The following is a 21085-nucleotide window of genomic DNA, read 5'->3' on the forward strand; positions in this document are numbered from 1 at the left end:
TGATTGCGCGAGTGATAAAATTCGCACTGCAGCATTTTCTGAAATCGGCCGAAAATCGCCCGTTAGCCGCCGAATCCGGCCGCCCGCGCCAGAGCGGCCACCGTCATGCCGGTGACGACGGCGAGGAATTCGTTGCGGCGGACGATGGTGACCACGATCGCCGCGATGATCGCGAAGATCATCACCGGGTCGCCGGTCGTCACCATCGGCAGCGACGCCGCGACGATGATCGATCCCGGCAGCGCATCGAGCATCCGCCGCACCCGTGGCGTGATGTTGACATAGCCCATCAGCCAGAAACCGCCGAGCCGCGACGCCACGGTGACGACCATCATCACCGCGAACGCCAGCATCACATCGGAGCGCGCGAACTCGCTCATGCGGCTCGCTCCGTGTCGTCGTCTTCCATCAGGCCGGCGCTGATCGCACCCGACAGCGCGCCCGCGATGATGAACCACCACCCCGGCACGAAGTGATGCATCGCCACCGCGACAGCGCCCGCCACCGCCCACGGGATTGCACGCCGCGGCCCGCGCCACGCCGGCACCAGCATCGCGGCGTAGAACGCCGGCATCACCAGATCGACGCCGTATTTCTTCGGATCGGTGAGTTGCTCTGCGAGCAGGAAGCCCGGAATCGAGGAGAAGCACCACGCCACATACAGCACGATGCCGCCGCCGACGAAGAACGAGGCATCCGCGCCGCCATGCTTGCGGTAGCGTTCCGCCGCCAGCCAGCCGCCGTCGGTCACCAGCAACATCGACGGATAGGCCTGCCATGCCGGCAGGGTGCCGAACCATGGCCGCAAACTGGCGCTCATCAGCGCGAAGCGGATGTTCACCGTGGTCGTCAGCAGTGCAAGCGTCGCGATCGACGATATCGTGAGCGTAGCCGGCCATGACTGCACGGCGACGAACTGCGAGAGGCCGCCATAGACGATGGCCATCATGGTTTGCAGTTCGAACAGGGAGAAATGCTTCTGCGCACACAGCGCACCGAACGCCAGACCGAACGCGATGGTGCCGGGCAGCATCGGCGCGATGGCGTAAATCCCGGGCATGATCGCGGCTCGCGACCAGTAGGCCGGCGCATGGAAATGGTCAGGCGGTGACATTGATTCTCCCCGCGCCGACAGTCGTCGGGAACGGCGCGGCGCGTCAATAACGGCAGCGCATATGCGCTATGTGCGCGCCACAACGAGGGCCGCCGCATCAAACTGACCGGCGCGTAACCGGCCGGCAATGAGAGCGGCAACGATCAGCGTCGCGCCCAGTCCCACCGGGGCAACGATAAACGGAAACGATACCAGCAGCGCAATCGCGCATCCCAGCGCGGGAAGTTCATAATGGAGAAAGCCGGTGGCGATGCCGATCCGCAGCAGCAGCGCCATCGGCACCGCAAGCACCGCCAGATCGTAGAGATAAAGATAGGGCGTCGTCAGCAGCGCACCGGTGGCCAGCGCCGCCGCCTTGATCTCGTAAGCGGCACGGCTGCGCCACACCATCACGACCGCGACGGCGGCGGCGATCGCCACGCTCCACTGCATCGCGAATGCGAGACTGTCGCCGCCACCGGCAAATCGCACCAGCGACAGCACGCTCTGCATCTTGCCGAATTCGGCATACCCATCGGATAGGAAAGCCTCCGACGCCCGCGGCAGCCAGTGAAAGAACGCCAGCCATGTCTCGCTGCCGAACGCGAGCCACGACGCGGCGGCGAGCAGCAGCGCCGTGACCGCCGCCGACAGGAATGCCGTCCATTGCCGCCCCGCGATCAGCACCAGCGGAAACAACAACCCGTATTGCGGTTTGTAGGTCAGAAGGCCGAGACAGATTCCGGCGACGATCGGACGCTTCGGCAGCGCCACCAGCGTGCCGCCGATCAGCGCCGCCGTCAGCAGGCCGTTCTGTCCGATCATTGCATTGGTGAGGACTGCGGGAAACGCGCAGGCGAACAGCCAGCCGAGACGATGCCCGACCAGCGCGCGCGTCACCAGAAGATAAGGAACGAAGGTGAGAACGACCCAACCCGCGAACGCCACTGTGTAAGGCAGCTTCGCAAGCAACGCCGCGACGAACAAAAATGGCGGCGGATAATGCCAGCCGAAATAGCCGTCGAAATTCTGGCCGAGGACGAGCGTCTGTACCTGCTTGTGCGCATCCCAGTCATAGGCCAGCGCCGGCTGGCCCTCGATCGCAAGCCGGCCCGCGGCGTAGACATTGGCGAAATCGGTCGGGATGCCGAGCCCATGACTATCGAGAATCCACTGGCCGCTCAGCGCCGAGACCAGCAGCGACACCGCACTCATGACGCACAAAGCCAGCGCGACCGAGATCACGACGCGTGGAAGTGCGGACGCCGGATCGTTGCCGGGAGGCGCCGCCGCTGTCATCGCGCGCGTATCGCCGAGGTCTGACGCGACGCGCCGACGAACGGCGACGTCGGCGCAGGCACGCTGCAAGCAGATGCTGATTGGGCAGCCGGCGACAACATGCAAAACCCTTTAGAACCCTTGCGCGCGAAGCATTTCACGCGGCCCGAGACTGCCTGTTTTGACTTGAGGAAGGCTTAAAATGACCCGATACATGAGCCTCCTGACAGGCGTTCGGATGCGTCGGCGCGCAGGCAGCCGGACAGATTGACAGCATCCCCAGCAGCGCAACGGCGGTGAACGCCGCACCGGCGAAGAACGTCGCGCTGGACCTCGCAAAGTCCCACAGCGCACCGGCCAGTACCGAAGGCGAAATGCCCAAGACGCAGCGCAAAAAAACGCTGCGTTTCCGCAGCGTTTTTCATTCCATCCGTGCGCAGCAATCACGCCTGCGGCTGCGGCTCCAGGCCCGGATCGGGGCGCGGGCGCGGCTTGCCGGCGGGCGGCACCGCCGAGGTGCGCGGGCCCGACGGCTCGAGCACCGACTCGCGGTTCGGCTTCTTGCCGTTCAGCAGATCGGTGATCTCGTCGCCGGAGAGCGTTTCAAACTCCAGCAGACCTTTCGCGAGCGTTTCAAGATCGGCGCGCTTCTCGGTCAGAATGCGCGTCGCCTCGTTGTAGCCTTCCTCGACGAAGCGGCGGATTTCCTTGTCGATCTTCTGCACGGTTGCTTCCGAAGCATTCTGTGTGCGCGACACCGACATGCCGAGGAACACCTCGTCCTGGTTCTCACCGTAGGACACCGTGCCGAGTTCTTCCGACAGACCCCAACGCGTCACCATCATGCGAGCAAGCCTTGTCGCCTGCTCGATGTCGGACGATGCACCGGACGTGACCTTCTCGCGGCCGAAGATCAGTTCTTCGGCGACACGGCCGCCCATCATGATCGCAAGACGCGACGTCATCTGCTCGAGCGACATCGACAGCTTGTCGCGCTCGGGCAACTGCATGACCATGCCAAGCGCACGGCCGCGCGGAATGATGGTCGCCTTGTGGATCGGATCGGTCGCGACGACGTTGAGGCCGACGATGGCGTGACCGCCTTCGTGGTACGCCGTCAGCAGCTTCTCTTCCTCGGTCATGACGAGCGACTTGCGCTCGGCGCCCATCATCACCTTGTCCTTAGCCTCTTCGAACTCGGCCTGCGTCACCATGCGCTTGTTGCGGCGCGCGGCGGTGAGAGCAGCCTCGTTGACGAGGTTCATCAGATCGGCACCCGAGAAACCCGGAGTGCCGCGCGCGATGGTCTTGAGGTTGATGTCCGGCGCCAGCGGCACCTTGCGGACGTGAACCTTGAGGATTTGCTCGCGGCCGACGACATCCGGATTCGGCACCACGACCTGACGGTCGAAGCGGCCCGGACGCAGCAGCGCGGGATCGAGCACGTCGGGACGGTTGGTCGCGGCAATGAGGATAACACCCTCGTTGGCCTCGAAGCCGTCCATCTCGACCAGCAACTGGTTCAGCGTCTGCTCGCGCTCGTCATTGCCGCCGCCAAGACCGGCGCCGCGATGACGACCCACCGCGTCGATTTCGTCGATGAAGATGATGCACGGCGCGTTCTTCTTGGCCTGCTCGAACATGTCGCGAACGCGCGAAGCGCCGACGCCGACGAACATTTCGACGAAGTCCGAACCGGAAATGGTGAAGAACGGCACATTGGCTTCGCCCGCGACCGCACGCGCGATCAGGGTCTTACCGGTGCCCGGAGGGCCGACCAGCAGCACGCCGCGCGGAATCCGTCCGCCGAGACGCTGGAACTTGCCCGGGTCACGGAGGAATTCGACGATCTCCTGCAGATCCTGCTTGGCCTCATCGACACCCGCGACATCCTCGAACGTCACGCGGCCGTGCGCTTCGGTCAGCATCTTGGCGCGCGACTTGCCGAAGCCCATCGCCTTGCCGGCGCCGCCCTGCATCTGGCGCGACAGGAATATCCACACGCCGATCAGCGCGATGAACGGCAGCCATGACACGAGCAGCGACACGAACCACGGCACGTTGTCGCCCTGCGGCTTGGCGGTGATTGAAACCTTGGCGTCATACAGGCGCTTCACCAGCGACGGATCGCTCGGCGCATAGGTCTGGAAGGTCGAACCGTTGGTGAAGGTGCCGTGAATCTCCGGCCCCTGAATCACGACATCGCGGACGCGATTGGCATCGACTTCCGTCAGCAACTGCGAAAACGAAATGTCCTGCGAGGCTGCGCGCTGGCCGGGATTCTGAAAAAGCGTGAACAACGCCAAAAGCAGCAAGACGATAATGACCCAGAGGGCGAAATTACGCAGATTGGCGTTCATTGGGCTTCCTTCGAGGCCGCGCTGATCGCGACCGTCCTCTTCAGGTCCAAGCCTTGGTACGCATGGCCGGACCAGTTGCCATACAATCTAGGTGCGAGCCCACCTGCTGCCAAGGGAACCTGCCAAGACTATTTAACGCACCTTACCGGTTTTCAGGGCGAAACAGGGGCCGGAAAACAGTTGTTTTTCGCGGGTGGTTAAGGTCGGCCTGTGCCCATTCAAGGCTTTTTACGCCGGCGCGGGGGCGCGGGGACGATCTCGATGCGGCCGCGCGCGATGCTGACGATGGCGCCGGCCAGGCTTTGCTTGAAACGTGCACCTTTCCGGGCCGATTTCACCGGCAGGCTCGCGGAATCGAGCGCCTGAAGCAAGGTTTCGACCTTGCCGAGTTCCGCCGGCCCTTCAATACCGACGCGATCGATCGCGCGCAGCAGCAACCGGACCCGGATTTCGTCATTCAGCGCCGAGAACGCCGCAAGGTCGTACGCGGCCCCTGGCCCGGCAAGGTCCAGACTTCCCAGATACCGTTCAGCGCCATCGGTCATCCGTTCAAGGGCCGCATTCGCCCGTGCCAGCCGCGCCGCCAGCCGCGCCAGATTGCGCGCGTCGGCGCCCTCCTCCGCCAATGCCGGCATCAGCGCGCGGAGTCGCGGCCTTGTAAACGCGAGATCGTGATTGGTCGGATCCGTGGCGAAGCCGATCCCGGCGCGCCGGAGCGTGGCGATCAGGCGGTCCTTCGGCACATCGAGCAACGGGCGCACCAGCGTGATTCCCTCTCGCGCCGATTGCGGTGCCATGCCGGCGAGACCGGCGATGCCGCTGCCGCGCGACAGCCGCATGATCACGGTTTCGGCCTGATCGTCGCGGGTGTGCGCGGTGACGACATGGGCTGCGCCGGCGCGGCGCGCGGCTTTGGTCAGCAGATCGTAACGCGCGGCACGCGCGGCCGCCGGCAATCCGGTTTTCGGCTTGTCGCCGCGCCAAACCAGCGTGCGGTGATCGAGACCGAGCGATGTTGCGAGGCGCTTGACGTCGCGCGCTTCGCGCGCGGATTCAGCACGCAGGCCATGGTCCACGGTGACGGCGACCAGACGCGGCCCCTGCTTCAGCGCGGCACGCCAGCGCGCGGCGAGCCACATCAGCGCCACCGAATCCGGACCGCCGGACACGGCCAGCACCAGCGCCGGAACGGAGGTCCAGCCGGCGAACAGACGCTTTGCGTCCGCCGCCGAAATCCCCCTAACAGTGAATGCGCTTTTGCTCACGCGCGACACCCTGTTTCACGCCGCTCGACGCGCGCGGATATTTGCGGGTGATTTCTCCGAAGGCGGCACAGGCGGCTTCCTTTTCCTTGAGCGCGGCCAGCGATTGGCCGAGCCGCAGCAGCGCATCCGGCGCCTTCGCCGACTTGTCGTATTTGGTCGTGACCGCGAGGAACGCCTCGGCCGCCTCGCGATACTTCTGGCGCTGGAACATGCTTTCACCCAGCCAGTATTGCGCATCCGGCGTCAGCCTGTCGCTGGGATATTTCTGCGCGAAGTTACGCATCGTCTCCTCGGCGAGCGCGTAATCCTTGCGCTGGATGTAGCCGATGCCGAGGTCGAATTCGTCCTTGGGCGTCGCCGACGGCGGCAGTGTCGTCAGGCCGCCACCCGCGTTGCCTTGCTGTTGCGGGTAACCCTGTTGCGGATAGCCCTGCGCCGGCGCAGCTCTCCCGCCGGGACCGCTCAGATCAAGCGGCTCACCTGCGCCGCGTCCACCCGGAGCGCCGACCGGTCCGTCGTTCGACATCGGAAGTTGTCCGCCACCCAGTGCGCGCGGCACACCCGGCGCATTCGGATTGCGGTTCGGATCGAAGGCATCGCCGCGGCGGCCGCCTGCCCCCTGCGGCTCGATCATCGGCGCCGGGGCCTGCGCGCTATAATTCGGCTGCTGACCCTGTGGCGGCTGATACGGCACATTCGGCTGCACCACTGGCGCACCGGCAACATTCGGCGCCATGCCAGGCGCAGCATTGGGATTCGCGCGGGGACCGGTTTGCGGAGCGGCTTGCGCGCCGGGCGCCGGCTGGGCGCCGCCCTGCAATTGCCGGAGCTGCTCCTCGAGCAGCCGGTTGCGGTGCTGCAACTCCTCGTTCTGGCCGGTGAGCTGCCTCAGCTGGCTTTCGAGGCGCTCGATCCGCAGTCCCGGATCGACGTCGCCGTCATCCTGCTGGGCAAACGCGGGCAACGACAGGCCAGCAGCGGCACACGCCAGTACCGCGTAAACAAGAATTTGGAATCTGGATGACATGTCGACCCGGCTTTTGAAAATCGCTCCGCATCGGAAGCGCTCAACGTTGAATGATCTAGTACGCCAAAAATAAGGCTTTCAACAAGACTGAGCACCTGGCCGTACAAACAAAAACGGCGCCCGAAGGCGCCGTTCATGTTCAATGCTCCGCGCCTTACGAACTGGCGTTGAGGACCGTGACGGCGCGGCGATTCTGCGACCAGCACGAGATGTCGTTACAGACCGCGACCGGGCGCTCCTTGCCGTAGGAAATCGTCCGCATCCGGTTCGGCGCGATGCCGCGCGAGGCGAGGAAGTTACGCACCGACTGCGCACGCCGCGCACCGAGCGCGATGTTGTATTCGCGCGTGCCGCGTTCGTCGGCGTGCCCTTCGATCGTGAAGGAATAGCGGTTGTACTGCTGAAGCCACTGGGCCTGCTTTTCCAGAGTGGCGATCGCCCGCGGCGACAGATCGGTCTGATCGCTGTCGAAGAAGACGCGATCACCAACGTTGACCACGAAATCCTGCTGGCTGCCCGGTGTGGCGGCACCCGCCATCGCGCCATCGCCGCCAAGACCGTTCTTGTTGTTGGCGCAGGCGCCCATCGACAGCGCCACGGCCAGCACGGCGGCCAGCTTCAATCCCTGGAGGATTCTCATCTGATGTTTCATTCCGGAGCCTCCACGCTCAGGTATTTGGGGCGACCGCCCCGACCGCAGTTCGCTTCAATCTGCAGCATCCCCCGAAAGCGAACTTCGGTTCGGAAGGGACACCCGCTTCACACAGGGCCAGCGGACTTTCGCTGCACCACACTGCTGTCCGGTCTACGCCCGCTTGGTTAAGCGAACGTTCCGTCAACCTTGATGAGGCGTTGCCAAAGACGATCAAATGCCAGCCATTCGCGGGAAACGACCGCGATGGTTAATGGGGACTAAATATGGCTGGATGGTGAAGGCGCGCGCGAAAGGCCCGCCACATCACAGGTTCCGGATCGGAAACGCCGGGCACATCCGGCGCCGCGATCAGGAGCGCGGAACCACCGTGGCTTTTTCGAACGGAAATGGCGGCAGGCTGACCGGCGCGAGCGGTTCGGATTGCATGCTGGCACGCTCGAACAGCTTGCGCCGCTCGAAATAGCTCGAGCGGAAATACGGGTAACGTTCGAAGATCCGTTCGCGCACCGCCGGATAGTCGGCCGCCATCAGGCAGAGCGGCTTGGTCAGCGTCGGATACGGGCGCGGAACGCACAACGCGGTCTGCAGGAACACGCGCCGATAGAACGCGCGATGTTCGGTGCGCACCGTCGCGGTGCCGATATCGGCGTTGAAATGGGCGCACGCCACATATCCCAGCCTGACCGTCAGATAAGGCAGTTCCGGAATCCGGCGATGGGGATTGGGGTCGGCGACAAAGCGGTTCGGATCGACGATGGTCTTGCCCAGCGCAAGCTCCGGCTTCAGCAGGTCGGGGAACGCATCAACCGCCGGGGTCTCGTGATTATCCGGTGTCGCCACGCTGATGCGCAATGAACTCGACAGAACGCCGTCGAAGTAGACTCCGAAGATCCAGGAGTTCGGCAGATTATCGAAGCGATCCGTCAGCATGCCGTCCGCACGCGGCGGGATCGCGCCCTCATGAATATAGGCGCGGTATCGCAGCCGATAGATTTCTTCCTTGTCTGCGTCGGTCTCGGCCAGCCGATAATCGACATGGTCCAGAAGTTCGCTCCCGCGCTCGAATACGCGCGCGGCCGATTGAACCAATGTCATCATCTTGCACCCCGAACCCGTCTTGCGGGAACATCGCACCACTCAAATCAGGTTAATGAATTGTTAATGTGAACGCAAAGACAACAAAATATTAACGTTAATCCACCCGGCCAACGATAGGCCTGTGTCGTTAATTTTGCTTTTGCGGAGGAAATCTTCTGAATCAGCCGGCGTCGCGGGACCGGTCGACTGGCTCCGAGGTCCTGAGTGCCGGAACACCGCTACGGATCAGGCGGCCATGCGACGCCTTCAGCAGTTCGCGGATCCGCATCGCGGGGACCGGACGGCTGAACAGGAAGCCTTGAGCTTCAGTCACGGTTCCGTCAGCACTTACCAGCTCAAGCTGCTCGTTGGTCTCGATGCCCTCGACGACGACCGACATGCCGAGATCGGCGCTCAGCCGCGCGACGCCGCGCAACAGCGTCAGCGGCCGATCGGTGTCGATGCCTTCGAGGAACGAGCGGTCGATCTTGACCTTCTGCAGCGGGAAATTGTTGAGATAGCTCAGGCTTGAATAGCCGGTGCCGAAATCATCGAGCGAAATCCGGACCCCGGCGGCGTTGAGCTGCGTCAGCACGTCGAGAGTCCACTGCGTGTTCCGCAGCAGCGACGATTCCGTGATCTCGACTTCGAGCCGGTGCGCCGGCAGGCCCGACACTTCGAGCGCATAGCGGACTTCGCTCATGACATCGCGCTGATGGAATTGCTGCGACGAGAAATTCACCGCGACGTTGACGCCTTCCGGCCAGCGCATGCACTCCATGCAGGCCTTGCGCAGAATCCAGCGGCCGAGATCGACGATCAGCCCCATGTCCTCGACGACAGGAATGATATCGGCCGGAGACACCGCGCCGCGCTCCGGATGATTCCAGCGCAGCAGCGCCTCGCAGGTTGAGATCCGCCCCGACTTGAGATTGACCAGCGGCTGATAGAACAGCTCGAATTCCTCGTGCGCCAGCGCATGGCGGATGTCGAGTTCGAGAACCCGGCGCGCCTCGACGGTCTGCGCCATTTCCTCGCGGAAGAAGCAGAAGGTGCCGCGGCCGTCGGCCTTGGCGCGATACAGCGCCATGTCCGCGTTCTTGATCAGGATATCGGCGGAAACCCCAGGCGCCGCGATCGCGATGCCGATGCTGGCGCCGATTTCGATCATGTGATTGTCGATCGCATACTGCTCGCTCAGGCGATCGACGATGCGGCGCGCCAGTGCGGCGGCATCTTCGGTCGAGGTGATGCCGCGCTGGAACACGACGAATTCGTCGCCGCCGAAACGCGCGACGAAATCGACCGGACGCAGCATTTCGCGCAGCCGCTCGGTGACTTCGCACAACAGACGGTCGCCGCACGGATGGCCGAGCGTATCGTTGACCTGCTTGAACTGATCGAGGTCCACGAACAGCAGCGCCGACTGCGGCGTCGCGGCGTCGGGACTCTTGAGATAACGCTCGATCTCGTCGCGGAAGCTCACTCGATTGGGCAGCCCCGTCAGCTCGTCGAACCGCGCCAGATGGCTGATGCGCGCCTCTGAGTTTCGGCGTTCGGTGATGTCCTCCAGCAGCACCACCGTGCCGCCGCCGGCCATCGGCTGGAATTTCCACGACAGCGCGCGCTCGGCAAGACCGCCGGAATCGATCGTGGTGATTTCGGCCGCCCGGCCGCCCTGGATTTCAGCCACGATCGCCTTGGCACTCGCGAACGACAGCGTGTTGGCGCTGACGCAGGCCGACATCAGGTCGTGAGCGGTGACGCCGCGCGGCACGAGATCGTTGCACAGGCACATCATTTCCGTGAAACGATTGTTGACCACCGCGAGATGGCCATCCTTGGCGAACATGCACAGGCCGTTCGGCATGTTGTTCAGCGCGGTGTCGAACTGGTCGGCGAGCGAAGCCGCATGCTCGGTCGCAACCAGCGCCTTGACGTAGATCTGCTGCAGGCTGAGCGAAATCCGCTTCAGGCCGATGAAAAACAGCACGTTGAGAAAGGCGAACCCGATATAATAAGCGTCGCCGTGCAGCATCAGCGCGATCGACATCGGGCCGCACGCCAGCAGCACCTGAAGCTGGGCAATCCACGGCCGCCCGTAAGTCCGGCCCGAACCCGCTGCGGTATAGGCGACCGTGACGGCGGTACACAGCATATGCGCCACCGGATCGTCGCTGCCGAGCAGGACCATCAGGCACCAGATGCCAAGCGCGCCGGCATAGATCGAGCCACCGACCATATAGCGGCGTTCCCATTCTTCGGCTTCCGCTGGCTTGAGAATGGTTTTTCGCTTTTCGTAGCGATTCATCTGCGCGGCGCGCAGCAGGCCGATCAGAACGATCAGCAGCGCGCACGGCCACAACAGCAGATTACCGGTCTTGATGGCAGTCATCAGCGCGGCTGCGCCGGCACAGATCGCGCCAGCCAGCATCGGAGCCGGATTCTGATACAGCGAATCCACCAGCGCGGCATAGATCGCCGGAGTCAGCCGTTCATCATCCTGTCGTGGAATTCGCTCAATCAGCTGCATGATCCGCGTCGGTTTTCGGAATCCGACACGAGTGTTACCCTGAGCAGATGAAGTCTTTCTGAGCGAACATCGTTACCGATGTGTTTAGCCGATCAGCGAAAGCCGGAATTCGCATGCAAGCTCAGTAAACTAGGCAAGGCTTGCCCGGTTTGCGATCAATCCCGATGCTCGCCGTTTGGGGTTTGTTTACGATAACAGCGGCGACCATGCAGGGTCGGATGCAAACCCCGGCGTCGGCACCTTCAATTCGTTACGTCCCGAAATGTCGATCGTGAACAAGGACGGCCCCGGACCTAGATCGCGGAAGAACATCACCACGCGGCCGTTGGGCGCAAACGTTGGTCCTTCATTGTGATAGCCGGACGTGAGAATGCGCTCGCCCGAGCCATCCGGCTTCATGATGCCGATGGCGAACTGGCCGCCGCCCTGCTTGGTGAAAGCGATGTAGTCCCCGCGCGGCGACCACACCGGCGTCGAATAGCTGCCGTCGCCGAACGAGATGCGCTGCGCGCTACCGCCACCGGCCGCCATGACGTAGATCTGCGGCTTGCCGCCGCGATCGGACTCGAAACAGATCCGCGAAGCATCCGGCGAGTAGGACGGCGATGTGTCGATCGCTGGCGTGTCGGTCAGCCGAGTGGTCGACTTCGAACGCAGGTCCATCACGAACAAATTGGAGTTGCCGCCCTGTTGCAGACTCATGACGATGCGCTGGCCGTCCGGCGAGAATCGCGGCGCGAACGACATGCCGGGGAAATTGCCGACGATCTCGCGCTGGCCGGTCTCGACGTTGAACAGATAGACGCGCGGATCGCCCTGGCCGAACTCCATGTAGGTGATTTCCTGGGTCGACGGCGAAAAGCGCGGCGTGATGACGAGGTCGGCGCCGCGAGTCAGATAGCGCACGTTGGCGCCGTCCTGATCCATCATCGCCAGACGCTTGACGCGGCGTTCCTTCGCGCCGGTTTCGTCGACGAAGACGACGCGGCTGTCGAAGTAGCCCTTCTCGCCGGTGAGGCGTTCATAGATCTGGTCGGAAATGATGTGGGCGATGCGCCGCCATGATTCCGGCGAGGTGAAGTACTGCTGGCCGGTGAGCTGCTTGCTCGCGGGCACATCCCACAGCCTGAACTCGGCCTTGAGGCGGCCATCGCCCTGGCGCGTCGCGCGTCCGGTGACCAGTGCCTGCGCGTTGATCTGGCGCCAGTTCTGGAACTGCGGCGGCACGTCGATGTTCGAAATCCGCTCGATGAACGCCGATTGATCGATCGGGGCGAACAGGCCGCTGCGCTTGAGGTTGTTGGTAATGACGCCGGCGATGCCGTTGCTGACATCGACGTCGCCCTGCGTGCCGGGAACGAAATTCGGGATCGCGATCGGGATCGGCTGGAAGTTGCCTTCGGTGATCTGGACTCTCGCCTGCGCCAGCGCCTTGCGAACGGGGGCTGCGATCAGCACGCCGGCCGACGCTGTGCCGGCGATCAATTTCCGGCGCGTGAGATTGAAATTCATTTGGGACAACCGATCCTCGCTCGTCATGTCATTCGTATTTCGTCGTCGGTGTAAGCCGCGCGTCAGCCGTTCGCGCTCACGAGTATTTTTCGGTGAAGACCGGCTCGAAGAATTTCCATTCATCGAAATAAGCCGGCGGCAGGTTATACGGCTGACACTCGATGATCGCGCGCATCGCGCTCTCCTGATAGACGCGGAAGTACGGCGTATTGCCGCCGGCCAGCGGCACCGGCATCGACTCGAGCGATCCGTCGCGCTTCAGCTTGATCGTGAAACTGGTTTCGGTCTCGCGCGCCTCGATGCCGCCATAGGGCTTCTTCCAGCAGCGCTCGACCTGCTGCTTGAACATCGCGCCCCAGGTCGCCGAATTGTCGGCCGCCTGGCCGCGCGCGGTGCCCAGCGCCGCCTGTGCGTTGATCGCATCGCCGGCGACGGCATGACGGGTCGGATCGCGCTTGTCGAGAAGAGCTGCGATCTTCGACTGATCGAAGACGCGCTCGCGCTTCGGCTCCTGCTTCTGCGGCGGTTGGGCCTTGGCCTCGGCTTTCGGCTTGGGCTTCTTGTCGTGTTCTTTCTTCAGAGCCTCGGCGATCGGATCGACCTTCGCCGGATCCGGCTTTTTCTCGGTCTTCTTCGGCTCTTCCTTTTCCTTCGGCTTCTCTTCGACGACCGGCTTCGGAGGCTCGGGCTTTTTCTCGACCGGCTTCTCGACGGGCTTCGGCGGCGGCTGCGGTGCCGCATCGGTCACCACCGGCGGCTTCTTGTCCTCGATCTTGCCGACAGCATCGTCCACCGGCGGCGTCTTCTCGGCGACCTTCTCGACCAGCGGCTTCGGATTTTCCTTCTTGCCGGTTTTCATGCCGGACGTGACCTTGGCGAACTGCTCGGCGGAAATGATATCGACCGGCAGCGACTCTTCCGGCATCGAATCGAAGGCCTTGCTCGAAAACGAGATCATGCCCCAGCCGATCACAAGGGCGTGCAAGGCAACCGACGCTGCGACTGTCTTGTCGATCTTCACGTCAGGTCCCCTGCTCGACCTCGGTCACCAGAGCCACGCGCTTGAACCCGGCTGCCGACAGCCGGCCCATGACGCGCATCACGGTGCCGTAATCCACCTTGGTGTCGCCGCGCACGAAGATACGCTCGTCCATGCCGCCGCGCGCTTCGGTAATCGCCTTCAGCTTCGGCACCACCTCGTCGAGCGGAATCTCGGTATTGTTGAGGAACACCTTGCCGCTGAGCTGGACCGAGAGCGTCAGCGGCTCCTTGTCCTGATCGAGGCTCTTCGCCGCCGTCTGCGGCAGATCGAGCGGAACGCCGACCGTCAGCAGCGGCGCCGACACCATGAAAATGATCAGCAGCACCAGCATCACGTCGACCATCGGCGTGACGTTGATTTCCGCCATGACCTTGGCGCGCTGATGGCGGCGGCGTCCGCCCCCACCTCCGCCGCTGCCCATGCTCATGCCCATACCGGGAAATCCGTTGCTGTGACTGACGTGACGATATCAGGCCCGTTCATCGATCTGGCGTGACAGAATCGCGGAAAACTCATCGGCGAAACCTTCCAGCCGCTGGGCCTGGCGGTTCACCTCCGAAGTGAACTTGTTATAGAAAATAGTGGCAGGAATAGCGGCGATCAGGCCAATCGCGGTCGCAAACAGCGCCTCCGCGATGCCCGGCGCCACCACCGCCAGAGAGGTATTTTTCGACGCGGCAATCGACTGGAAGCTCGACATGATGCCCCAGACGGTGCCGAACAGGCCGACGAACGGCCCGGCCGAACCGACGGTGGCCAGCACCAGCAGCCGGCGTTCCAGCCGCTCGATCTCGCGGGCGATCGACACGCTCATCACTTTATCGATACGCATCTGCAGGCCGGCGAAGGATCGCGACTGGCTTTCGAACGAACGCTTCCACTCGCGCATCGCCGCGACGAACAGCGCCGCCATCGACTGGGTCGGCTTGGCCGACAGCGCCCGGTACAGTTCGTCGATCGACTGACCGGACCAGAACGCCTGCTCGAAACGGTCCATCGCCCGCTTGGTGCGCGCATAAAGAAAAATCTTGTCGATCGCGATCGCCCACACCCAGACCGAACAGGTCAGGAGGCCGAGCATCACGAATTTGACGACGATATGGGCCTGCCAGAACAACGCGATGAGCGATACGTCGGCGGACGCCACCGGCAAAGCCGACTGCGCCACGTCTGCTGGATTCATAATCGATGTCCTCTCAACGCAAATATCCCAAAGTCCGTGCGGAAATGCCGCCGGATTTCCACCCGCACAGCGCGCGGCGATGCCGCCACTGCCAACCGCCGAAACCAATCCATGTCGCGCGTGGAAAAGGCCCGTCCCTGAGCCGTCTCCTGAATTCCCCGCCAACATGTCAAAACGAGGGCTGTCAGCGCTGTTTTAGCGCTCCTACCTGACGCTGTTCATGGTTAAGGCTTGGTTACCGGGACTATTTTTTAGACCCGGAAACCTCGTGGGGGGAACAAGATACCGCGTGGCCGGGCGGCGCGACCCCCGGTTTCCGTACCCGTAGACGTTGCGCCAGGGGTTTCAGCAGCTGCGGCGACAGGTAGATCGGCAGCTGGCACAGCGCGAAGTAAATCCAGGTCACGCCGGGCAGCACGCCGTCGGTTGCCGCGATCATCAGGCCCAGATTGCGCTGGGACACCATCAGACCCAGCGACAGGGCACGTTCGGAACCGGCCCGCATGAACACCGCGACCGTAACCGCGAGCAGAATCGCGAACACGACGAAAGCGAGCACCGTCAGCCCGATCACCAGACCCGGGGCGGCGATGAAGCCGGGCGCCACGGTTCCCATCACCGCACACACGAACACCAGCAGGATCAGGATGTTGAACCCGTCGATGACCTGCCCGTGCCGCCGGATCGCAGCCTCGCTGACAAAACGGCGGATCAGCACCGAGACCGCCAGCGCGCCGCCGAGGATCATGACCAGCTTGATGCCGAGCGCGACCGGCGACAGCGTCAGCATCTCGCCCATGAAGATGTAGGCGAACAGCGGCGCGGTGAACGGCACCAGCGCGGTGCCGGCGACCAGCGTGATGAGAACCAGCGTCGCATCGAGCCCCATCAGGATCGCCAGCGCCGGAGCCGCCATCATCGGCGAGGCGGCGCCCTGTAGCATGACGCCGAGAAAAACATCCGGCGACAACCGATCGAAGCCGGTGGCAAGACAGATCAGCCCCATCAGCAGCGGCACGACGATCGTGGTCCATACCGTCGCCGCGATCACCAGCCCGGGCCGCCGCAAATAGCCACGCAGCGCGGCAACATCGACGCGGACGAAGGAAATGCACAGCAGCACGATGACCGCTTCGGTGACGAACGGCTTCAACATCTCACCGAGCGGCGGCACCGCGATGCCGATGATCACCAGCGCCGGAATCGCGCGCGTGCCCTGACGCCCGAGCCACGCCAGTGCCGACACCGGCAACGCGAAAATACCTGCGGACATAGTCCCTCCAGAGGCCGAGCGCCCGGCGTAGTCATTCGAGATTGATGGAAGAACGAAGCCGGCGCACGTCGTCCCGCGCCCGTCTCGTGTCACCGATTCCGGTTCACCAGACGCCGCAGCATGAAACGGATCGCCACCAGCGGCGGCGGCGTGAGGTCACGCGCTCGATCATGTCTCATTGATACGCATCCGGCCTGCGATGACAACCGGAAAGGCCGCAAACAATGCAGGAACCAAGGGGGCACGCGAATAACGGCGTCCGCCCGCCCTTGTTTGCCTGACAAGATCGCGATGTATTGGCAGGATGACATCGACTGCCCCGATCACCGGCTCGAACGCGATCCGTCCACGCGCCATCGTCACGTCGTCAATCCTGATCCTTGCCAACCTCGTGCCGCTGGCTGGCGTGCTGTGGTGGGGCTGGGATGCTTTCGTGCTGCTATGTCTCTACTGGCTCGAGACCGCAATCATCGGGTTCTGGACCATCCTGCGGGTGACAGCCCTGTCGCGCACATCCGGCTCCGCCGCTGGGCGAAGCATCGCTTCCACGCTGGCGCTGTCGGGATTCTTCACCGTCCATGCCGGGCTGTTCATGGCGGTGCACATGGCGTTTCTCTGGCTGCTGTTTGCGGGTCCATGGGCGGCGCGCATTCACGACGCGCGGGATTTCATCCGCCTGATCGTGATCGGGATGAGCTTGTGGATTCCCCTGCTCGCCTTGTTCGTCGGACAGGGCGCGGTGTTCGTCAACGACGCCGTCAATCGTTTCGCCTTCGGGAAGGCGCTTCCTTCGAACGCGACCACGGCCGACATCATGGGCGGATTCTACAAGCGCATCGTGCTGATGCATCTGGCGATCATGGGCGGCGCGTTCGCCGCGCAGGCGATCGGCACGGTCGCGCCGCTCATAGTGCTGGTGCTGCTCAAGACCGCCATCGAAGTCCGGCTCTGGATGCGCGAACGGCGTGGCTAAACAGCGCGGCGCGAACTTGAAACGCGCCGCGCTGCGAACTAGACTGCCAGCATCATGAAATTTTTCACGCTCAACATCGCGGCTATCTTCCGATCCTGAACCGGCTTCGCCGTTTTAGATCGAGAACCGGGTGACATCACCCAAGCCCCCTGTGCCGGCCTCGCCTCCCATCAGCGAAGGATCGCGGCTGGCCGATGTTGAGAATTTCATGCCTGCAACCAACGCCACGCGTCCGCTCGACGGCGCGCAGATCGACCAGTTCATCCACGAAGGCTTCGTCAGAATCGACAATGCGTTTCCCCGCGATGTCGCAGAGGAGGCGCGCGCGATCCTGTGGCGCGCCACCGGCTGCGATAAGGACAACCCCGCCACATGGACCAGGCCCGTAATCAGGCTTGGCTATTTCGGCCAGGAACCGTTCGCGCTGACGGCCAATACACCGGTGCTTCACAGCGCCTTCGACCAGCTTGTAGGACGTGGCCGCTGGCTGCCGCGCGGCGATCTCGGGACATTTCCGATTCGGTTTCCGTCGCCCGACGATCCGGGCGATGCCGGATGGCATGTCGATGTCAGTTTCGGGTTTGAGAATCCCGATTTCATGTCGTGGCGCGCCAACGTCACATCGGAGGGACGCGCACTTCTGATGCTGTTTCTGTTTTCGGATGTCGGCCCTGATGATGCACCGACGCGGATTCGCGCGGGCTCGCACCTCGACATCGCGCGGACTCTCGCGTCTGCCGGCGAGGCGGGCCTGTCGCTGCGCGAACTCGCGGCCAACGGCTTCGATGAAACGGCGCACCGAGACGTGATGCTGGCCACCGGCAATGCCGGCACAGTCTATCTCTGTCATCCATTTCTGGTTCATGCGGCGCAGCCGCATCGCGGAACGCGGCCGCGCTTCATGGCGCAACCGCCTCTTCTTCCGTCCGCACCTTTATCGCTGATGCGAGACGACGATGGTTACTCGCCAGTCGAACAGGCGATCCGGCTCGCGCTCGGCAACTGAGCCTCACAAACAAAACCGCCCGCCTGTTGCCAGGCGGGCGGTTGATCTGCCGTCAGGACGTTTGGGGCATTAGCCCTGCGGCTGGTCGTTGGTCGGCGGAGACGGCGGACGCGAGCGATGCTGCGCCATGAAGTCGTCGAACTCCTGCTTGTCCTTGGCGTGACGCAGGCGCTCAAGGAAATCCTTGAATTCGGTCTGCTCTTCCTCGAGGCGACGCAGCGTCTCCATGCGGTAGTCGTCGAAAGCGCGGTTGCCGCTCGAAGGCGCGTAATAACCGCGGCCCTCCATGCGGCCACGCATCCGCTCCATCTTCCACTGCATCCGTTCCATTTTGTCGGCCCAGCGGCCACGATGTCCGCAACCCATTTTTCTGCTCCAGAGGTTGTAGAAAAGAAGTGCGAGGCCAAGCGGCCACCAGATGATGAAGCCCAGGACCGTCAGCAGGATCGCCGCCGGATGAAACCGCGGGCCCCACGGCGCGCCGTCATAAGAATACGGACCTGCCCAACCAGGGCGTCCGGAACGCTCGAAGTCTGCTGTATTGGACATAGCCCGTCTCCGTGAATGTAAATAACATTTACATAGATAAAACATCCCGACGTTTTGTCAAGCGAGCGCTCAGACAGGCGGGTCACTTATTTTTGAGGCGGCCGCTGGTCCGTCGGGAACCCAAGACCCTTGAGATAGATCAGGGCGCCTGCTTCCAGCAGGTCTTCCGGCGACATCGGCAACTTGCGCCGCGCCGCGTCACCACGCCCGAACAGCGAGGCGATGCCGTGCGACAACGACCAGATGTGCAGCGCCATCATCATGGCCGGCGGACGCGGCACACCGGGCGGCGCCATCGCCACCAGCCGCTCCGATGCGGCGCGGATCACCGCGAACGCGCGCTCCCCTGCAAGCAACAATGCAGGATTGGATTCAAGCGGAACGCCGGATTCGAACATCGCGGAGTAGTACGCCGGGTGCTCGCGCGCGAAGGCAAGATAGGCCTTTCCGATGCGCTGAAACGCGGTCGGCGTATCGGGCCGCCCGTCGTCCCAGGCTTCAGTCAGCCGCGCTTCGAATTGCTCGAAGCCCTGCACTGCGATGCTGGCGAGCAATTCGTCGCGATCGCGGAAATGGCGATAGGGCGCGGCGGGGCTGACACCGGCCGAGCGTGCGGCTTCGGCGAAGGTGAAACCTGCCGGGCCTTTCTGCGCAATCAGATCGAGCGCGGCTTGCACCAGCGCCTCTTTCAGATTGCCATGATGATAACCGCCCTCGCGGCGGCCTTTGTGCCAGCTCATGTGAAAGACATTTACATGAGCCGGCCGGGCGCGTCACGCAGCATCTGGCGGAAACAACAGCGATTTCCGGCTGGAACCCGTTAACGGCGCGGCTTCGCTGGCCCGGCGATCAGATCGATCGTGCCTCGCACCAGCGCTTCCAGTTCGGCACGCGGAACCCCGGCCCGCGCCCGGATCGCCAGGGTGTGGAACATCGCTGAAGCGACCTGCCCGAGCGCCACGGCATTCGCCGATTTCGGCAATTCGCCGTCCTCAATGGCCTTCTGGATTCGCCGCGTCAGATTGCGATCAGCGCCCGCGATGGCGTTCTGCGCGATCTGGCGGATTTCCGGATCGGCCATCGCCTCCGACGCTGCGGTCATCACCGTGAGGCAGCCGCGCGGCCCGTTCTCACCTGCCGCGTAGAAATCGATGGCGATGGCATAGACCCGCTCCAGCGTCACGCGCAGCGACAACGCCGGATCGAACGCCTTGGCAAACAGCACGCCCGCCTCGGCGCGATAGCGTTCATAGGCTTTCAGGAACAGTTCGCGCTTGTCGCCGAATGCGCCGTAGAGGCTCGGCCGGTTGATGCCCATCGCGGCGCTGAGATCGTCGAGCGACGTCGCCGCAAACCCGGAATCGCGGAACGTGTCCAGCGCGCGGCCGAGCGCAACCTCGGACTCGAACGCGCGCGGACGGCCGCGGCGCTTCGTCGCCGTCGCCTCCGGCGACATCGAAGCTGTTGTGGCGACTTTGGCCGGAGCCGATTTCACGCCGGACTTTGGCGCACGTGTTCTTTTTTGTACCATTTCGCAAATAATTCCTTGACCCGACTTATTATATGCAAGACAGTACAAAAATCAATTCAACACCCGAACCGAGGAGACGTGTCATGGATCTGTATTTTTCGCCGCTGGCCTGCTCGATGGCGACCCGCATTGCGCTTTATGAAGCCGGAGCGGACGCGACCTATCTCGAAGTCGATCCGAAAACCAAGCGCGTCCAGCAGGACAATTCGGATTTCCTCCCCGTCAATCCGCTCGGCCTGGTGCCGACATTGCGCACCGACGACGGCACTGTCCTCACCGAGAACGCCGCGATCCTGCAATATGTCGCCGAGCGTTTTCCCGCCGCCGGTCTTGCGGCGACCTCCAATCTCGAACGGAGCCGGTTGCAGCAATGGCTGTGCTTCATCGGCACCGAACTCCACAAGGGCCTGTTCGTCACCTTGCTCGATCCGACCGCGTCGGCCGAGGTGAAGGACTACGTGCTGAAGAAGAATCTGTCGCGGCTCGACTATCTCAACGCCTATCTCGACGGCCGCGCGTTCGTGCTCGATCATTTCACGGTCGCCGACGCCTATCTGACGACCGTGCTGAACTGGAGCCAGGCCACGCCGATGATCGACTTTGCGCAATGGCCCGCGGTGAAGGACTATCTGCGCCGGATGCGCAAGCATCCCAGCATCGCCAAAGCGATGGCCGAGGAAGTCACGCTCTATCAGGCCGAACAGGCACGCCACAAGGCCGCGTGATCG

General features: G+C 63.3%; 20 protein-coding genes. 3 read left to right on the forward strand and 17 right to left on the reverse strand.

What is annotated here, in order from left to right; translation table 11 throughout:
• Positions 1-62 precede the first annotated feature (62 nt).
• From ASC80_RS13715 to ASC80_RS13780, 14 genes are all read right to left on the reverse strand, one after another.
• The gene (locus tag ASC80_RS13715; protein WP_056297941.1) at positions 63-380 is read right to left on the reverse strand and encodes an AzlD family protein; all 318 of its coding nucleotides are present in this window, start codon (positions 378-380) and stop codon (positions 63-65) included.
• A complete protein-coding gene (locus ASC80_RS13720; RefSeq protein WP_056297944.1) occupies positions 377-1114 on the reverse strand; it encodes an AzlC family ABC transporter permease in 738 nt (245 codons plus the stop codon). Before ASC80_RS13720 ends, ASC80_RS13715 begins: the two co-directional genes overlap by 4 nt.
• 66 nt (positions 1115-1180) lie before the next feature.
• Entirely contained in the window at positions 1181-2392 is a 1212-nt protein-coding gene (locus tag ASC80_RS13725) for a glycosyltransferase family 87 protein (protein ID WP_056298965.1), read from the reverse strand.
• 422 nt (positions 2393-2814) lie between these two features.
• Positions 2815-4731, reverse strand: coding sequence for an ATP-dependent zinc metalloprotease FtsH (gene ftsH / locus ASC80_RS13730; protein ID WP_056297947.1), 1917 nt, complete (start codon positions 4729-4731; stop codon positions 2815-2817).
• Positions 4732-4949: 218 nt separating this feature from the next.
• On the reverse strand, positions 4950-5996 hold the full coding sequence (tilS, locus tag ASC80_RS13735; protein ID WP_056298968.1) for a tRNA lysidine(34) synthetase TilS: 1047 nt from the start codon (positions 5994-5996) through the stop codon (positions 4950-4952).
• On the reverse strand, positions 5971-7023 hold the full coding sequence (gene ybgF, locus ASC80_RS13740) for a tol-pal system protein YbgF (protein WP_056297949.1): 1053 nt from the start codon (positions 7021-7023) through the stop codon (positions 5971-5973). The genes tilS and ybgF overlap by 26 nt, the downstream gene beginning before the upstream one ends.
• Positions 7024-7177: 154 nt before the next feature.
• The gene (pal, locus tag ASC80_RS13745) at positions 7178-7675 is read right to left on the reverse strand and encodes a peptidoglycan-associated lipoprotein Pal (protein ID WP_056297951.1); all 498 of its coding nucleotides are present in this window, start codon (positions 7673-7675) and stop codon (positions 7178-7180) included.
• A gap of 351 nt (positions 7676-8026) precedes the next feature.
• Positions 8027-8776: an N-acyl amino acid synthase FeeM domain-containing protein gene (locus ASC80_RS13750; protein ID WP_056297954.1), complete on the reverse strand. Its 750-nt coding sequence runs from the start codon at positions 8774-8776 to the stop codon at positions 8027-8029.
• 160 nt (positions 8777-8936) lie between these two features.
• On the reverse strand, positions 8937-11288 hold the full coding sequence (locus tag ASC80_RS13755; RefSeq protein ID WP_056297956.1) for a putative bifunctional diguanylate cyclase/phosphodiesterase: 2352 nt from the start codon (positions 11286-11288) through the stop codon (positions 8937-8939).
• Positions 11289-11474: 186 nt separating this feature from the next.
• A complete protein-coding gene (gene tolB / locus ASC80_RS13760) occupies positions 11475-12827 on the reverse strand; it encodes a Tol-Pal system beta propeller repeat protein TolB (RefSeq protein ID WP_056297959.1) in 1353 nt (450 codons plus the stop codon).
• Positions 12828-12876: 49 nt separating this feature from the next.
• The gene (tolA, locus tag ASC80_RS13765) at positions 12877-13821 is read right to left on the reverse strand and encodes a cell envelope integrity protein TolA (RefSeq protein ID WP_056297961.1); all 945 of its coding nucleotides are present in this window, start codon (positions 13819-13821) and stop codon (positions 12877-12879) included.
• A 1-nt stretch (position 13822) separates the two neighbouring features.
• On the reverse strand, positions 13823-14275 hold the full coding sequence (gene tolR / locus ASC80_RS13770) for a protein TolR (RefSeq protein ID WP_056297964.1): 453 nt from the start codon (positions 14273-14275) through the stop codon (positions 13823-13825).
• A gap of 36 nt (positions 14276-14311) precedes the next feature.
• Complete coding sequence (gene tolQ, locus ASC80_RS13775) at positions 14312-15025, reverse strand: protein TolQ (protein ID WP_056297969.1); 714 nt, start codon at positions 15023-15025, stop codon at positions 14312-14314.
• Positions 15026-15269: 244 nt separating this feature from the next.
• Positions 15270-16298 carry a Na+-dependent transporter gene (locus ASC80_RS13780; protein ID WP_082512574.1) on the reverse strand — a complete coding sequence of 343 codons (1029 nt, stop codon included), beginning with the start codon at positions 16296-16298 and terminating at the stop codon, positions 15270-15272.
• 304 nt (positions 16299-16602) lie between these two features.
• Here ASC80_RS13780 and ASC80_RS13785 point away from each other — a divergent pair, with 304 nt between their 5' ends.
• Together ASC80_RS13785 and ASC80_RS13790 are read left to right on the forward strand one after the other, a co-directional pair.
• The gene (locus ASC80_RS13785; RefSeq protein ID WP_056297972.1) at positions 16603-17271 is read left to right on the forward strand and encodes a DUF6498-containing protein; all 669 of its coding nucleotides are present in this window, start codon (positions 16603-16605) and stop codon (positions 17269-17271) included.
• 208 nt (positions 17272-17479) lie between these two features.
• The gene (locus ASC80_RS13790) at positions 17480-18277 is read left to right on the forward strand and encodes a phytanoyl-CoA dioxygenase family protein (RefSeq protein WP_056298971.1); all 798 of its coding nucleotides are present in this window, start codon (positions 17480-17482) and stop codon (positions 18275-18277) included.
• 69 nt (positions 18278-18346) lie between these two features.
• On the opposite strand, the gene ASC80_RS13795 is transcribed toward ASC80_RS13790, so the two are convergent.
• The 3 genes from ASC80_RS13795 to ASC80_RS13805 form a co-directional block, all read right to left on the reverse strand.
• The gene (locus ASC80_RS13795) at positions 18347-18826 is read right to left on the reverse strand and encodes a DUF2852 domain-containing protein (RefSeq protein ID WP_056297973.1); all 480 of its coding nucleotides are present in this window, start codon (positions 18824-18826) and stop codon (positions 18347-18349) included.
• Positions 18827-18912: 86 nt separating this feature from the next.
• Positions 18913-19566, reverse strand: a complete 654-nt coding sequence (locus ASC80_RS13800; protein WP_056297976.1) for a TetR/AcrR family transcriptional regulator — start codon at positions 19564-19566, stop codon at positions 18913-18915.
• A gap of 80 nt (positions 19567-19646) precedes the next feature.
• Entirely contained in the window at positions 19647-20357 is a 711-nt protein-coding gene (locus ASC80_RS13805) for a TetR/AcrR family transcriptional regulator (protein WP_056297979.1), read from the reverse strand.
• Between the two features lie 83 nt (positions 20358-20440).
• Here ASC80_RS13805 and ASC80_RS13810 point away from each other — a divergent pair, with 83 nt between their 5' ends.
• Positions 20441-21082 (forward strand): glutathione S-transferase N-terminal domain-containing protein, encoded by a 642-nt coding sequence (locus tag ASC80_RS13810; protein ID WP_056297981.1) that lies wholly within the window; start codon positions 20441-20443, stop codon positions 21080-21082.
• Positions 21083-21085 lie beyond the last annotated feature (3 nt).

It is taken from the genome of Afipia sp. Root123D2, assembly GCF_001425835.1.
Classification (GTDB): domain Bacteria; phylum Pseudomonadota; class Alphaproteobacteria; order Rhizobiales; family Xanthobacteraceae; genus Afipia.